Source organism: Streptomyces sp. NPDC041968 (genome assembly GCF_055589025.1).
The window spans coordinates 271,856-286,023 of record NZ_JBVJCB010000001.1 but is presented as its reverse complement, the minus strand read 5'-3'; the positions used below and the strand labels follow the sequence as shown (position 1 = coordinate 286,023).

The window sequence follows — 14,168 nt, the reverse complement described above, 5'->3', positions numbered from 1 at the left end:
CGGGCCGACGGAGGCACAATGCGGAGCGTGGACGCCGAGACCGGGAAGCCGACGCAGAGTCCGACCGTGACGCGGGACGCGCCCGCGCCGCCGACGGCGGCCGCGCCGCCGGTCGCCCGCCCGCCCTCGGCCGCGCCCCGGCCCTCCGCGGCCCGCCTGGCCGTCCCCGCGGGCGTGCTGGCCGCCGTCGCCGGAGCCTTCGCCTACGTGGGAAGCGTGGATCCCAACGAGCCCGGCCACTACCCCGCCTGCCCCCTGCTGCGCTTCACGGGCGTCTACTGCCCCGGCTGCGGCGGCCTGCGCAGCGCCCACGCCTTCGTCCACGGGGACTGGCCGGCCGCGCTGCAGGCCAACGCGCCGGCCGTCCTCGGCTATCTGGGGTTCGCCGTGCTGTGGACCGTCTGGGTGGTCCGCGTGGTGCGCGGCCGCCCCGTGCGCCTCGACCTCGGACCGGTCCACCTGTGGACGCTGGGGGCGTTGCTGCTGGCCTTCACGGTTGTCCGGAACCTGCCGTTCGGTGGCTGGCTCGTCCCTTGATCATGGAACGAACGTCCAGGTAATGGGACCGGCGTCTACCAGATGCGGGACCGGCGCCCCGCTCCGGATACCATCACAGTGACCACAGGTTTCGCCGTCTGAAAGGGGGCCGCTCGCGTGAGTGTGCTCGACGAGATCATCGACGGAGTCCGTGCCGACCTCGCGGAGCGGCAGGCGCGCGTCGGCCTCGACGAGCTCAAGGAGCGCGCGGCCAAGGCCCGCCCCGCCAAGGACGGCGTGTCCGCCCTGCGCGGCGACGGTGTGAAGGTGATCTGCGAGGTCAAGCGCTCCAGCCCGTCCAAGGGCGCGCTGGCGGCCATCGCCGACCCCGCCGGGCTCGCCGCCGACTACGAGGCGGGTGGCGCGGCCGTCATCTCCGTCCTCACCGAGGGCCGGCGCTTCGGCGGCTCGCTCGCCGACCTGGAGGCGGTCCGCGCGCGCGTCGACATCCCCGTGCTGCGCAAGGACTTCATCGTCACCTCGTACCAGCTGTGGGAGGCCCGTGCGTACGGCGCCGACCTCGTGCTGCTGATCGTCGCGGCCCTCGACCAGCCGGCGCTGGAGTCGCTGATCGAGCGCGCCGAGTCCATCGGCCTCACCCCGCTCGTCGAGGTGCACGACGAGGACGAGGTGGAGCGCGCGGTGGACGCCGGCGCCAAGATCATCGGAGTCAACGCGCGCAACCTGAAGACGCTGGAGGTCGACCGCGGCACCTTCGAGCGGGTCGCCCCGGAGATCCCGGCGCACATCGTCAGGGTCGCCGAGTCCGGCGTCCGCGGACCGCACGACCTCATCGCCTACGCCAACGAGGGCGCCGACGCCGTCCTGGTCGGCGAGTCGCTGGTCACCGGCCGGGACCCGAAGACCGCGGTCTCCGACCTGGTGGCGGCGGGCGAGCACCCGGCACTGCGGCACGGCCGGGGCTGACACCCCGGTAGGCTGACCCCCGATGACGCTCTTCCTCGCTCCGGTCTCCCGGGACCCGTACGCCCGCCTCGCGCGCGGCTGCCGGCCCCGTGGCTGCCGCGCGCCCGCCCGCCGGGTGCACGGGCGCCGGGTGCGGTACGTCATCGGGGACGAACCCGGACAGGTCAACGGCATGCGATGGCTCGAGCGCCCCGTGAGGGGCGCGGGGAAGTGCCAGAGCGATGACGGACGGCCCACAGCGGCCTGATCCCCCCGCCCCCACGGCGAATCTGCCCGATCAGACACTCACCGTGAGGTTCACGCATGCCCAGCAACTTCTTCATCCCCGACCCGGAGGGTCAAGTCCCCACCGCCGAGGGCTACTTCGGCGCGTTCGGCGGCAAGTTCATCCCCGAGGCCCTCGTCGCCGCCGTCGACGAGGTGGCCGTCGAGTACGACAAGGCCAAGTCGGACCCCGAGTTCGCCCGGGAACTGGACGACCTCCTCGTCCACTACACCGGCCGCCCCTCGTCCCTCACCGAGGTCCCCCGGTTCGCCGCACAAGCGGGTGGCGCCCGGATCTTCCTCAAGCGCGAGGACCTGAACCACACCGGCTCGCACAAGATCAACAACGTGCTCGGCCAGGCCCTGCTGACCAAGCGCATGGGCAAGACCCGGGTGATCGCCGAGACCGGCGCCGGCCAGCACGGCGTCGCCACGGCCACCGCCTGCGCCCTCTTCGGCCTCGACTGCACCATCTACATGGGCGAGATCGACACGCAGCGCCAGGCCCTCAACGTGGCCCGGATGCGCATGCTCGGCGCCGAGGTCATCGCCGTGAAGTCCGGCAGCCGCACCCTCAAGGACGCCATCAACGAGGCGTTCCGCGACTGGGTCGCCAACGTCGACCGCACCCACTACCTGTTCGGCACCGTCGCCGGACCCCACCCCTTCCCGGCGATGGTGCGCGACTTCCACCGCGTGATCGGCGTCGAGGCCCGCCGCCAGCTCCTGGAACGGGCCGGACGCCTCCCCGACGCGGCGATCGCCTGCGTCGGCGGCGGCTCCAACGCCATCGGCCTCTTCCACGCCTTCATCCCCGACGCGGACGTCCGCCTCGTCGGCTGCGAGCCCGCCGGACACGGCATCGAGACCGGCGAGCACGCCGCCACCCTGTCCGCCGGCGAGCCCGGCATCCTGCACGGCTCCCGCTCCTACGTCCTCCAGGACGACGAGGGCCAGATCACCGAGCCGTACTCCATCTCGGCCGGCCTGGACTACCCCGGCATCGGACCCGAGCACGCCTACCTCAAGGACTCCGGCCGCGGCGAGTACCGCGCGGTGACCGACGACGCCGCCATGCAGGCGCTGCGCCTGCTGTCGCGCACCGAGGGCATCATCCCGGCCATCGAGAGCGCCCACGCGCTGGCCGGCGCCATCGAGGTCGGCAGGGAGCTGGGCCCGGGCGGGCTGATCGTCGTCAACCTGTCCGGCCGCGGCGACAAGGACATGGACACCGCCGCCCGCTACTTCGGGCTGTACGACACCGACGCCGAGGTCGCCGCCGACGAGGCCGGCGGCACCGCCGAGATCGAGGGGGACGCCAAGTGAGCGGGAACGTACGACTGCTGGACGACACCCTCGCCGCGGCGAAGGCCGAGGGCCGCTCCGCCCTCATCGCCTACCTCCCCGCCGGGTTCCCGACCGTGGACGGCGGCATCGCGGCGATCAAGGCCGCGCTCGACGGCGGCGCCGACGTCGTCGAGGTCGGCCTGCCGCACAGCGACCCGGTCCTGGACGGCCCGGTCATCCAGACCGCCGACGACATCGCCCTGCGCGGCGGCGTGCGCATCGCCGACGTGATGCGCACGGTCCGGGAGGCCCACGCGGCCACCGGCAAGCCGATCCTCGTCATGACGTACTGGAACCCGATCGACCGCTACGGCGTGGAGCGCTTCACCGCGGAACTCGCCGAGGCGGGCGGCGCCGGGTGCATCCTGCCCGACCTGCCGGTGCAGGAGTCGGGGCTGTGGAGGGAGCACGCGGAGAAGCACGGGCTCGCCACCGTCTTCGTGGTCGCGCCCAGCAGCAAGGACGCGCGGCTCGCCGAGATCACCGCGGCCGGCAGCGGCTTCGTCTACGCCGCCTCCCTGATGGGCGTCACCGGCACCCGCGAGTCGGTCGGCGCGCAGGCCGAGGACCTGGTCCGGCGCACCCGCGCCACCACCGACATCCCCGTCTGCGTCGGCCTCGGCGTCTCCAACGCGGCGCAGGCCGCCGAGGTGGCCGGCTTCGCCGACGGAGTGATCGTCGGCTCGGCGTTCGTCAAGCGGATGCTCGACGCCCCCGACGACGCGGCCGGCCTGGAGGGCGTGCGCGCGCTCGCCGCCGACCTGGCGAAGGGCGTGCGCCGACAGGTGTGACGCCGGGTAAGTCGTACGGGTCCCTCGTACGGGTGGACCTGGGGCCGGGGAGGCGCGCTGCGCCTCCCCGGTTCGTTCTGCGGGGTGTGAGCGAGAAGAACCGACAGGGAAAGCGCACCGCCCGGGAGAAGCTGGCGGACGAGCGCGAGAAGCAGAAGTCCAAGGACAAGCGCCGCCGCGCGCTGATCATCGGCGCGAGCGTGGTCTGCGTCCTCGGTCTCGCGGCGGTGATCGGCGTGGTCGCCGCGAACGCGGGCAAGGACGACGGCAGCGAGTCGGCGGGCCCGGTCGTGGCGCCCTCGGGCGCGCAGGGCAAGGACGGCCTCGCGATCCCGGTCGGCAAGGAGAGCGCCAAGTCGACCCTCGTCATCTGGGAGGACTTCCGCTGCCCGGCCTGCAAGGCCTTCGAGCTGGCGTACCGCGACACCGTCCACGAGCTGACCGAAGCCGGGCAGCTCAAGGTCGAGTACCACCTGGCGACCATCATCGACGGCAACATGGGCGGCACCGGCTCCCGCAAGGCGGCCAACGCCGCGGCCTGCGCCCAGGACGCCGGGAAGTTCACGCCGTACCACGATGTGCTGTTCACCAACCAGCCGCCGGAGACCGACGACGCCTTCGCCGACGAGAACACGCTGATCGACCTGGCGGGCAAGGTCGACGGCCTCGACTCCGCGCCCTTCCAGGAGTGCGTCGAGGGCGGCAAGCACAACAGCTGGGTGGAGAAGTCCAACGAGGCCTTCCGCACCGGCGGCTTCAGCGGGACGCCGACGGTCCTGCTCGACGGCAAGAACATCTACCAGGACAGGTCCATGACACCGGCGAAGCTGAAGCAACTGGTGCAGGACGCCAACCAGTAGCCGCCGGTGTTACGGACCCGTAGCCGGGCTGCCCGGCGCGGGCACCGTCCGACACGGTAGCGTCGACCCTGCCATGGAACTTGCCTTCATTCCCAGCCCGTCGCGCGGGGTGCTGAACCTCGGTCCCATCCCGCTGCGCGGCTACGCGTTCTGCATCATCATTGGTGTCTTCGTCGCCGTCTGGCTCGGCAACAAGCGCTGGATCGCCCGGGGCGGGCGGCCCGGAACGGTGGCCGACATCGCGGTCTGGGCCGTCCCCTTCGGCCTGATCGGCGGCCGGCTCTACCACGTGATCACGGACTACCAGCTGTACTTCAGCGAGGGCCGTGACTGGGTCGACGCCTTCAAGATCTGGGAGGGCGGCCTCGGCATCTGGGGCGCGATCGCGTTCGGCGCGCTGGGTGCCTGGATCGGTGCCCGGCGCCGGGGCATCCCGCTGCCCGCGTACGCCGACGCCGTCGCCCCGGGCATCGCCCTCGCGCAGGCCATCGGCCGCTGGGGCAACTGGTTCAACCAGGAGCTGTACGGCAAGGCGACCGACCTGCCGTGGGCCGTGGAGATCACCTCGTCGGCGGACGGGCGGGTGCCGGGCACCTACCACCCGACGTTCCTGTACGAGTCGCTGTGGTGCATCGGCGTGGCCCTGCTCGTCATCTGGGCCGACCGCCGGTTCAGGCTGGGCCACGGGCGGGCGTTCGCGCTGTACGTCGCCGCGTACTGCGCGGGCCGGTTCTGGATCGAGTACATGCGCGTCGACGACGCCCACCACATCCTGGGCCTGCGCCTGAACAACTGGACCGCGCTCGTCGTCTTCCTGCTCGCGGTGGTGTACATGGTGCTCTCGGCGCGGAAGCGGCCGGGCCGGGAGGCCGTCGTCGAGCCGGGTGCGGAGTCCGCCGAGGGCGACGCGGAGGAGGACGCAGGCGCCGACGCTGATACCAAGGACGTCGACGCCTCCGACGCGGACGCCGCCACCTCCGGCGGCAGCGAGACGGACGAGCATGACGAGAAGCACGAGAAGCACGTGAAGGACGGGGCCGACTCGGCCAAGAAGGGCTGACGTCCCGCCGCCGTACGTCGCCGAGGGCGCCCGGATTCGGTCCGGGCGCCCTCGGCGTGTGTCAGGACAGGACCGGCCGCCGGGCCAGCGACAACGTGCGCTGGGCCGTCGCCACCACGGCCGCGTCGACGAACCGGCCGTCCGGCAGCGCCAGCGCGCCCGGCTGCGCGGTGGCCGCCTTCACGATCGTCTCGGCCTCCTCCAGCTCCCGTTCGGTGGGCAGGTACGCCCGCTCGATGATCGGCAGCTGACGGGGGTGGATCGCGGCCCGGCCGAGGAAGCCGAGCGAGCGGCCGTGGGCGCAGGAGGCCGCGAGGCCTTCCAGGTCCCTGGTGTCCGGATGCACGGTCTGCGACGGCGGCGCCAGCCCCGCCGCGCGCGCGGCCACGACGACCCGCGCGCGCGACCAGTCCAGTCCGGTGTCGCCGCGCACGCCGAGGTCGGCGCGCAGGTCCGCCTCGCCGAGGGCGATGCCGCGCAGCGCGGGGTGGGCGGCGGCGATCGGGTACGCCCGTTCCACACCGAGGGCCGTCTCCAGGAGGGCGTACAGGGGCGGCCCGCCGGTGGCCGCGGCGACGGCGGTGATCTGCTCGGGTGACGTCACCTTCGGCAGCCGCAGCCCGGACAGCCCCGGCAACTGGGCGAGCGCCGCGAGGTCCGCCGCGGCGAGCGGTCCGTCCAGGGCGTTGACGCGGACGTGGACGGGCACCGGCTGCGGCTCGCCGAGCAGTTCGGCGGTGGCCTCGCGGGCGTAACGCTTGCGGTCGGGGGCGACCGCGTCCTCCAGGTCGACCACGACCACGTCGGCGCCGGCGGCCAGCGCCTTGGCGACCACGCGCGGGCGGTCCCCAGGGGCGTACAGCCAGGTCAGCGGGGGTGCCGTCATACGATGCCCTCCTCACGCAGCTCTTTCACATCGGCCAGGGACAGTCCCAGCTCGGTCAGCACCTCCTCGGTGTCGGCGCCGTGCGGGCGGCCCGCCCAGCGGATCGCCCCGGGGGTGGCGGACAGGCGGAAGAGGACGTTCTGCATGCGCAGCGGGCCCAGTTCGGGATCGTGCACGGTGGTGACGGTGTCGAGGGCCTGGTACTGCGGGTCGGCCATCACGTCCCGCACGTCCTGGACCGGGGCGATGGCGGCCTCGGCCTTCTCGAAGGCGGCGAGCACGTCGGCGCGCCCGTGCCGGGCGATCCAGTCGCCGACCGCCGCGTCCAGCACGTCGGCGTGCCGGGCACGCTCGGCGCCCGACCCGAACCAGGGCTCGTCGATCAGCTCCGGGCGGCCCACCAGGCGCATCACGCGCTCGGCGACCGACTGGGCCGAGGTGGAGACGGCGACCCAGGAGCCGTCGGCGGTGCGGTAGGTGTTGCGCGGGGCGTTGTTCTGGGAGCGGTTGCCGGTGCGGGGCTGGACGTGGCCGAGCTGGTCGTACCACGTGGGCTGCGGGCCCAGCACGGTCAGGATGGGCTCGATGATCGCCATGTCGACGACCTGGCCCTCGCCGGTCCGCTCGCGTGCGGCGAGCGCGGTCATCACGGCGTACGCCGTGGCCAGCGCGGCGATCGAGTCGGCCAGCCCGAACGGCGGCAGCGTCGGCGGTGCGTCCGGCTCGCCCGTCATCGCGGCGAACCCGCTCATGGCCTCCGCGAGCGTGCCGAAGCCCGGCCGGCGCGCGTAGGGGCCGAACTGGCCGAAGCCGGTGACCCGGGTCAGGACCAGCCGCGGGTTGACCGCGGACAGCTCCTCCCAGCCCAGGTCCCACTTCTCCAGGGTGCCCGGGCGGAAGTTCTCGATGACGACGTCCGCGGTCGCGGCGAGCCGGAGCAGGGTGGTGCGGCCGGCGGGCTTCGACAGGTCCAGGGTCATGGTGCGCTTGTTGCGGCCCAGCACCTTCCACCACAGGCCGATGCCGTCCTTGGACGGGCCGTGGCCCCGGGAGGGGTCGGGCCGGTCGGGGTGTTCGACCTTGACGACCTCGGCGCCGAAGTCGCCGAGCATGGTGGCGGCCAGCGGGCCGGCGAAGAGGGTGGCGAGGTCGAGGACGCGCAACCCGGTCAGCGGGGCGTGGACGAGAGCGGGGGCGGCGGCGGGCGGGGACACGGTCATGGGCGGGTGGCCTCCCTGTGGGTGAGGTGGGCGAGGGCGTCGAAGCCGGTGCCGTCGAAGTCGCCGACCGAGGTGGCCAGGCGGTTCTTCAGCGGGGCCGTCCAGTGCTCGGGCAGGGCGGCGGGGGAGCCGGCGAGGAGTCCGGCGACACTGCCGGCGGTGGCGCCGTTGGAGTCGGTGTCCCAGCCGCCCGACACGGCACGGGAGACCGAACCGGTGAAGTCGCCGTCCGCGTGGGTGAGGGCGGCGGCGAGCAGGGCGGTGTTGGGGACGGCGTGGACCCAGTGGTAGACGGGGGAGTGCCGGGCGTGGAGTCCGTCCACCACCGTGTCGAAGTCGGCGTGGCTCTCGGCGAGGCGGACCGCGTGGCGGACGGCGCCGGCGAGGCGCGAGCCCGGCGGGACGACCGTGAGTCCGGCGCGGAGACAGGCGTGGACGTCGTGGGTGCCGGTGGCGGCGGTGGCGATGACGGCCGCCGCGAACATCGCCGCGTGGACGCCGTTGGCGGTGTGGGTGAGGGTCGCGTCGCGGTGCGCCTGCTCGGCGGCGGCGCCCGGGTCGCCGGGGTTGGTCCAGCCGTGCACGTCGGCGCGGATCAGGGCGCCGATCCACTCGCGGAAGGGGTTGCGGTGGCGGGCCGTGTGCGGGGGCTCCAGGCCGTCGAGGAGATTGCGGTAGGCGACGCGTTCGGCGGTGAAGGTGCGGCCGGCGGGGAGTTCGTCGAGCCAGAGGCGGGCCGCGTCGGCGGTGGTGAAGCCCCTGCCGTGGCGTCGCAGGAGCAGCAGGTTGAGGAGCGGGTAGTTGAGGTCGTCGTCCTCGGGCATGCCGTCGATGTTCTCGACGAGGGAGGTGGTCGCGGAGCGGCGGTTCCACGGGTGGGCGGCGGTGAGGTCCTCGGGGAGGCCGCGGGCGGTGAAGTAGCCGGTCGGGGGCCAGTTCCCGGCGGCGCGGCCCAGGAGGCGGATGCCGGTCAGGGGGAGCTTCTCGACGGGTTTGCCGAGGAGGCAGCCGGCCGCCCGGCCGAGCCAGGCGGCTTCCAGCCGGGCGGGGGACACGGTCGTGGGGCGGGGCGCGGGCCAGTCGGGGCACAGGGCCCGGATGCGCTCCAGGTCCGTCGGCTCCGTGTCCGCCGACGGGCTCGACAGGTGGGCCAGGTCGTCCAGCAACTCCTCCGCGAGCAGCCGGAGGCGGCGGGACGCCGGCTGCTGGGAGGCGCCGGCCCGGGCGGGCGCCTCGTGGCCGCCCGCCGCCCGCCAGCGGGCGGCGACCGCGGAGGCGTCGCGGCCGTCCTGCGCCGCCTGGCGCAGCTCGTGGCCGACCAGGTCCTCGGGCTGGACCCAGGTCAGTCGGAGCATCCCGCGCCCCCGATCGCGGTGAACGCCCGTTCGTGGGCGCGGCGCCGGGCCACGTCCCGCTCGAAGACCTCCCGGGCCACCGCGGTGAGCGTCGCCGCCGGCTGCCACAGGTCCAGACGGCTCGCCTCCGCGACGGCCTTCGCCCAGTCCTCGGGGACCGGTGAGCCCAGCGCCCCGGCCAGCGCGCCCGCCATCGTGGCGATGGAGTCGCAGTCCCGGCCGTAGTTGACGGCACCGAGGACCGCGTGCCGGTAGTCGCCGCCCGCGACGACCAGCATGCCGAGCGCCACCGGCAGTTCCTCGATCGCGTGCAGGCGGGACGGGCGCCGCGCGGCCAGCGAGGGCGCCCGGTAGTCGGGGCCCACCGTGTCGTAGGGGGCGACCGCCTCCCGCAGCGGCCCGAGCGCCGACTCGAAGTCCGTGTACCGGGCGGCCACCTCGCAGACCGCCTTGATCGCCGTCCGGGTGCCGTCCTTCGCCAGGGACAGACAGGCCGCCACCACCGAGTCCGGCGTCGCCCCGGGCGTGCACGCCGCCGCCACCGCCGCCGCGAGGACACCGGCCGCCTCACGGCCGTACGACGACTGGTGCGCGCCCGCGACGTCCAGCGCCTCGGCGTAGGCGCCGGCCGGGTGGGCGGCGTTGACCAGGCCGACCGGGGCGATGTACATGGCGGCACCGCAGTTGACGATGTTGCCGGTGCCGGCCTCGCGCGGGTCCACGTGGCCGTAGTGGATCCTGGCCGCCAGCCACTTCTCCGCCAGGAAGACCCGCTGGAGCGGGAGCGCCTCCGCCTCGAGTTCCGGGATCCAGCGCGGGCGCGTCATCAGGTCCGGGACCAGGTGCTCGGCGACCGCGTAGGCGTCCAGGTGGTCGCGGACCGTGTCGTACACCCGTACCAGGGCGTGGGTCATCAAGGTGTCGTCGGTGACGTGGCCGTCGCCCTTGTGGTACGGGGCGATGGGGCGGGCGGTGCGCCAGGCGTCGCCGTTCCACGGGCCGACGATGCCGTGGACGCGGCCGCCGTGGCGTTCGAGGATCTGCTCGGGGGAGTAGCCCTCGACCGGGCCGCCGAGCGCGTCGCCGACGGCCGCGCCGACCAGGGCGCCGGTGACGCGCTCCTCCAGGGTCGCCGCCGTGGCGCCGTCCGCCGTGCCGGGTGTCGTGGGGCCGGGTGTCCTCATGCCGTGTCTCGTCCTTCCGGTCGGGGCGGTTGCGTCGCGTGCAGGAGTCCGGCGAGTTCGACCAGGTCGGTGCCGGTGAGGCGGGGCAGCACGCAGCCGGGGAGGGTGCGGCAGGTGTCGCGCCAGGAAGCGGGGATCGCCGTGCCGCCGCCCAGCGCGCCGGTGAGGGCGCCGGCCAGCGCCGGGGCGGAGTCCGCGACCCGGGACAGGCAGGCGGCCGCCGGTACGGCCTCCGCGAGGCGGCCGCGGGCGGCGGTGGCCAGGGCGAGGGCGACCGGGACGGTCTCGGCGGCGGCGATGCCGTAGCTGTAGACGTGGTCGACGATCTGGTGCTCCAGCAGCGGCACGAGAGCGAAGGTGCTGTCGGCGTCCGCCGCCAGCGCCAGTGCCTGGCGGGCGTTGCGGCCGATCTCCGTCTCCACGGGGAGTTCGGCCAGCGCGGCCGTGACGCAGGTGCGTACGTCGGCGCCGTCGAGGGCGCACGCCAGGGCCGCCGCCATGGCCCGGGCGCCGTGCACGCCGTCGCCGTCCTGGGTGTAGCGGGCGTCGAACTCGGCCAGGTCGGCGGCCGCGCGGGGGGCGCCGGGGTGGGCGACGGCGAGGACGCAGGCGCGGACGCAGGCGGCGTCGTCGAAGTAGTGCGGGTTGTCGTGGCCGGTGGCGGGCGGGCGCAGGCCGGTGGCGAGGTTGCCGAGCCCCGCCCGTACCGAGATGCGGGCCCGCAGCGGCAGCACCGCCGACTCGGCCTCCGGGGCGCGTTCCGTGGCCGCCGCCACCTCGCTGGCCACGGCGTTCCAGGTCAGGTCGATCGCCGCGCGCATCCGGCGTTCCCGGCTCAGGTCCCCGAGCGCGGTGTCGTCCCCGGCCCGCAGCACCGCCTCCGCCGCGAACGCCGCCCACTCGGCGTCGTCGGACGGGCCGAGGCGCAGGGGTTCCGGGGGCTGGTTCAGGGCGATGGGGACGGGGAGGGTGGTGGTCGCGTTCTGCTCCGCGAAGGTGTCCAGTTCGCGGGTGAGGCGACGGGTCCACTCGGGCATCCGGGCGGCCCGGTGCCGGGCGGCGGGCCAGCCGGCGGCGTCTCCCGCGGCGAGGCCCAGGAGGAGGCCCTCGATACGGTCGCGTCGCGTCGCGGGCTGGGGCGGGGGGGTGGTCTCGGGCTCCGGGCGGTGCCCGACGCTGAGGGGGGCGGGCGCCGGTTCGGTGGGGCGGTCGGCGGGGGTGGGAGTGGGGGTGATGCGGGTGCAGGTGGCGGTGGGAGTGGCGGGGGCGGTGCCGGTGCCGGTGGGCGCGGGGCGCTGTCCGCTTCCGGGGGGCGCGGGCTCCTCCGGACCACCGGGCAGGACGACGTAGGCGGTGGTGGCGCTCTCCTCACCGGCCGAGCGCGACCTGGTCACGGCCACACCCCCACGACCGCGTCGTCGACGGTCGGCGTCGGTGTCGGTGCCGTGTCGTCGGTGCTTCTCGGGCGGGGCCCGTCGCCCGGGTGAGGGGCGCCGCCGAACCGAGCGTCCTCGCCGCGGGTGACGCCCTTGGGCTCCTCCGCGGCCCGCGTCAGCAGGTCCGCCACGTCCAGCACATGGTGTCCGGCCATCGCCGGCAGACAGCTTCCGCGGGCCGGGCCGATGGCCGACGCCCACTCGGCCGGAATGGCGGCGCAGCCCCGCGTCGCACCGGCCAGGGCGCCTGCCACCGCCGCCGTCGTGTCCGCGTCGCGGCCCATGTTGACGGCCGTCAGCACGGCGTCCGTGAAGTCCCCGTCGGCCGCCGCGTACGCGCCGAAGGCGAGCGCGACCGCCTCGGGGGCCAGGTCGGTCCAGGGGTAGCCGCCGATGACCACCGCCGAGCGGACGGCGCGTTCGCCGCGATGGGCCGCCGTCATGGCGCGGCGCAGACACCGGGCCGTCCAGGAGTCGTCCGGCACGACGGCCAGCGCGGAGGCCACGACCGCGACGGGCGGCGCTCCCGCCATCGCCGCGGCGACCCCGGCCGCCACCGCCTGGCCGCCGTAGATGCCCTCGCCGTCGTGGCTGACCGAACCGTCGATCGCCACCAGCCGGGCCGCCTCGGCGGGACGGCCCGCCGCGAAGACGCCGTAGGGCGCGGCCCGCATGGCCAGCCCGTCGCTCCAGGCGTGCCGGTGCTGGGCGGAGATGGGCGCGGCCAGTCCCCGGCGCAGGTTCTCCAGGGTGCCGCGTTCGCTGAAGCCGGCGCCCCGGAACGGGCCCTCCTCCCGGTCCGCGATCCACTCGTGCCAGGCCGTCTCGACATGGGCCGGGGTGAGCGCGGAGCCGTACCGGGCCAGCAGCAGCCCCGAGAAGATCGCGTACTCGGTGTCGTCGGTGCCGGCCGGCACCGTGGCCACGTACCCCGTGATGCGGCCCCAGCGGGCGCGGATCTCGGAGGGCTTCATGTTCTCGGCCGGCGCCCCGAGGGCGTCCCCGACGGCCAGACCGAGCAGCGCGCCCCGGGCCCGGTCACGGAGTCCGACGGCGTCCCCCGGCACGAGGGCCTGGGGAATGCGGGCGGTGGATGCCACGGCCTCTCCTCTCCCTTTGCGGATGTGTCCCCGGTGCGGTGCGCCCCGCAGCCTCGCGGGCCCCAGCGTCACCCGGACGACATCTGTGCGCTCAAGATCACGGATGAGCGAGAAGGGGTAAACCCGCAGGTAAGTGCAGCCTTTCCTTGCTGGCGAGACGGAAATGAGCGGCGTAGCTTGGTTGTTGTTAAAAAATAGAACCGATCCAAACTAGCCTTCCGGGGGGCCCGCATGGCCATCATCGAAACCGAGGCGCCGCTCCACGAGGCGCACCGCGACAACCACACCCACCGCGACGTGAACGGCGGCTGGCTGCGCCCCGCCGTCTTCGGCGCGATGGACGGCCTGGTCTCCAACCTCGCCCTGATGACAGGCGTCGCGGGCGGCGCCGTCGGTCAGCAGACCGTCGTGCTGAGCGGCCTGGCCGGTCTGGCCGCCGGCGCCTTCTCCATGGCCGCCGGCGAGTACACCTCCGTCGCCTCGCAGCGCGAGCTGGTCGAGGCCGAGCTGGACGTGGAGCGCCGTGAGCTGAAGAAGCACCCGGCGGACGAGGAGGCCGAGCTGGCCGCGCTCTACGAGGCGCGCGGCGTGGAGCCGCGGCTCGCCCGCGAGGTGGCCCGGCAGCTGTCCCGCGACCCCGAGCAGGCGCTGGAGATACACGCCCGCGAGGAACTGGGCATCGACCCCGGCGACCTGCCCTCGCCGCTGGTCGCGGCCGTGTCCTCGTTCGGCTCCTTCGCGCTGGGTGCCCTGCTCCCCGTGCTGCCCTTCCTGCTCGGCGCCACCTCGCTGTGGCCGGCGGTCGTGCTCGCGCTGGTCGGACTGTTCCTGTGCGGCGCGGTGGTGGCCAAGGTGACGGCGCGGAGCTGGTGGTACAGCGGGCTGCGGCAGCTCGCGCTCGGCGGCGCGGCGGCCGGTGTGACGTACGCCCTGGGCAGTTTCTTCGGAACGGCCGTAGGATAGCCCGGCTTGAACCTATGCAGGAGCACGCATAAATAACCGTTACTCGCTGGTTTCGAGCGCGTGATCCCCGGGCATGAGCCGTAAGCGCTGTGAGCAATGAGGCCTGCCGCGCACCCGCGAAGCGAGCGACGGAGCTCTCCTCGCCCCCTCGGACCGACGGACATCGATCTGTCCGCCCCGGTCCCCATGGATCACACCGCCGGTCGCGGTACCCCCGCCGCCACCCCCGCTGTCCGCA

The 14,168-nt window shown here is 74.4% G+C and carries 14 protein-coding genes; 8 read left to right on the top strand and 6 right to left on the bottom strand.

Annotation, left to right across the window (positions count from 1 at the left end; translation table 11 throughout):
• Positions 1-18 precede the first annotated feature (18 nt).
• The 7 genes from ACZ6EG_RS01310 (at position 19) to lgt (ending at position 5,786) form a co-directional block, all read left to right on the top strand.
• Positions 19-537, top strand: a complete 519-nt coding sequence (locus ACZ6EG_RS01310; RefSeq protein ID WP_469600605.1) for a DUF2752 domain-containing protein — start codon at positions 19-21, stop codon at positions 535-537.
• 117 nt (positions 538-654) lie between these two features.
• Positions 655-1,464, top strand: coding sequence for an indole-3-glycerol phosphate synthase TrpC (trpC, locus tag ACZ6EG_RS01305; protein WP_356608052.1), 810 nt, complete (start codon positions 655-657; stop codon positions 1,462-1,464).
• A gap of 22 nt (positions 1,465-1,486) precedes the next feature.
• Positions 1,487-1,711, top strand: a complete 225-nt coding sequence (gene trpM, locus ACZ6EG_RS01300) for a tryptophan biosynthesis modulator TrpM (RefSeq protein ID WP_356608050.1) — start codon at positions 1,487-1,489, stop codon at positions 1,709-1,711.
• Between the two features lie 56 nt (positions 1,712-1,767).
• Positions 1,768-3,054 carry a tryptophan synthase subunit beta gene (trpB, locus tag ACZ6EG_RS01295; protein ID WP_391967619.1) on the top strand — a complete coding sequence of 429 codons (1,287 nt, stop codon included), beginning with the start codon at positions 1,768-1,770 and terminating at the stop codon, positions 3,052-3,054.
• Positions 3,051-3,866: a tryptophan synthase subunit alpha gene (gene trpA, locus ACZ6EG_RS01290; RefSeq protein ID WP_391967618.1), complete on the top strand. Its 816-nt coding sequence runs from the start codon at positions 3,051-3,053 to the stop codon at positions 3,864-3,866. The genes trpB and trpA overlap by 4 nt, the downstream gene beginning before the upstream one ends.
• Positions 3,867-3,952: 86 nt before the next feature.
• Positions 3,953-4,726, top strand: a complete 774-nt coding sequence (locus ACZ6EG_RS01285) for a DsbA family protein (RefSeq protein WP_391967617.1) — start codon at positions 3,953-3,955, stop codon at positions 4,724-4,726.
• Between the two features lie 73 nt (positions 4,727-4,799).
• Entirely contained in the window at positions 4,800-5,786 is a 987-nt protein-coding gene (gene lgt, locus ACZ6EG_RS01280; protein ID WP_469600599.1) for a prolipoprotein diacylglyceryl transferase, read from the top strand.
• Positions 5,787-5,847: 61 nt separating this feature from the next.
• Here lgt and ACZ6EG_RS01275 read toward each other — a convergent pair whose 3' ends face one another.
• The 6 genes from ACZ6EG_RS01275 to ACZ6EG_RS01250 all read right to left on the bottom strand — a co-directional run bounded on the left by ACZ6EG_RS01275 (position 5,848) and on the right by ACZ6EG_RS01250 (position 12,967).
• On the bottom strand, positions 5,848-6,672 hold the full coding sequence (locus ACZ6EG_RS01275; RefSeq protein WP_391967615.1) for an HpcH/HpaI aldolase/citrate lyase family protein: 825 nt from the start codon (positions 6,670-6,672) through the stop codon (positions 5,848-5,850).
• Entirely contained in the window at positions 6,669-7,892 is a 1,224-nt protein-coding gene (locus ACZ6EG_RS01270; RefSeq protein ID WP_356608040.1) for a CaiB/BaiF CoA transferase family protein, read from the bottom strand. The genes ACZ6EG_RS01275 and ACZ6EG_RS01270 overlap by 4 nt, the downstream gene beginning before the upstream one ends.
• Positions 7,889-9,247, bottom strand: coding sequence for an ADP-ribosylglycohydrolase family protein (locus ACZ6EG_RS01265; protein WP_391967614.1), 1,359 nt, complete (start codon positions 9,245-9,247; stop codon positions 7,889-7,891). The genes ACZ6EG_RS01270 and ACZ6EG_RS01265 overlap by 4 nt, the downstream gene beginning before the upstream one ends.
• Complete coding sequence (locus ACZ6EG_RS01260) at positions 9,235-10,431, bottom strand: ADP-ribosylglycohydrolase family protein (RefSeq protein WP_391967613.1); 1,197 nt, start codon at positions 10,429-10,431, stop codon at positions 9,235-9,237. The genes ACZ6EG_RS01265 and ACZ6EG_RS01260 overlap by 13 nt, the downstream gene beginning before the upstream one ends.
• Positions 10,428-11,543, bottom strand: a complete 1,116-nt coding sequence (locus ACZ6EG_RS01255) for an ADP-ribosylglycohydrolase family protein (RefSeq protein WP_391968266.1) — start codon at positions 11,541-11,543, stop codon at positions 10,428-10,430. The genes ACZ6EG_RS01260 and ACZ6EG_RS01255 overlap by 4 nt, the downstream gene beginning before the upstream one ends.
• Before the next feature lie 278 nt (positions 11,544-11,821).
• Positions 11,822-12,967 (bottom strand): ADP-ribosylglycohydrolase family protein, encoded by a 1,146-nt coding sequence (locus ACZ6EG_RS01250; RefSeq protein WP_469600595.1) that lies wholly within the window; start codon positions 12,965-12,967, stop codon positions 11,822-11,824.
• Between the two features lie 231 nt (positions 12,968-13,198).
• On the opposite strand from ACZ6EG_RS01250, the gene ACZ6EG_RS01245 reads away from it, so the two are divergent.
• Entirely contained in the window at positions 13,199-13,930 is a 732-nt protein-coding gene (locus ACZ6EG_RS01245; protein ID WP_391967611.1) for a VIT1/CCC1 transporter family protein, read from the top strand.
• Positions 13,931-14,168 lie beyond the last annotated feature (238 nt).

Coding starts and splice junctions, on each gene's coding strand:
- ACZ6EG_RS01260 (WP_391967613.1), bottom strand. CDS start 10,431: ATGAGGACACCCGGCCCCACGACACCCGGCACGGCGGACGGCGCCACG.
- ACZ6EG_RS01265 (WP_391967614.1), bottom strand. CDS start 9,247: ATGCTCCGACTGACCTGGGTCCAGCCCGAGGACCTGGTCGGCCACGAG.
- ACZ6EG_RS01310 (WP_469600605.1), top strand. CDS start 19: ATGCGGAGCGTGGACGCCGAGACCGGGAAGCCGACGCAGAGTCCGACC.
- lgt (WP_469600599.1), top strand. CDS start 4,800: ATGGAACTTGCCTTCATTCCCAGCCCGTCGCGCGGGGTGCTGAACCTC.
- trpB (WP_391967619.1), top strand. CDS start 1,768: ATGCCCAGCAACTTCTTCATCCCCGACCCGGAGGGTCAAGTCCCCACC.
- trpM (WP_356608050.1), top strand. CDS start 1,487: ATGACGCTCTTCCTCGCTCCGGTCTCCCGGGACCCGTACGCCCGCCTC.
- ACZ6EG_RS01270 (WP_356608040.1), bottom strand. CDS start 7,892: ATGACCGTGTCCCCGCCCGCCGCCGCCCCCGCTCTCGTCCACGCCCCG.
- ACZ6EG_RS01245 (WP_391967611.1), top strand. CDS start 13,199: ATGGCCATCATCGAAACCGAGGCGCCGCTCCACGAGGCGCACCGCGAC.
- ACZ6EG_RS01275 (WP_391967615.1), bottom strand. CDS start 6,672: ATGACGGCACCCCCGCTGACCTGGCTGTACGCCCCTGGGGACCGCCCG.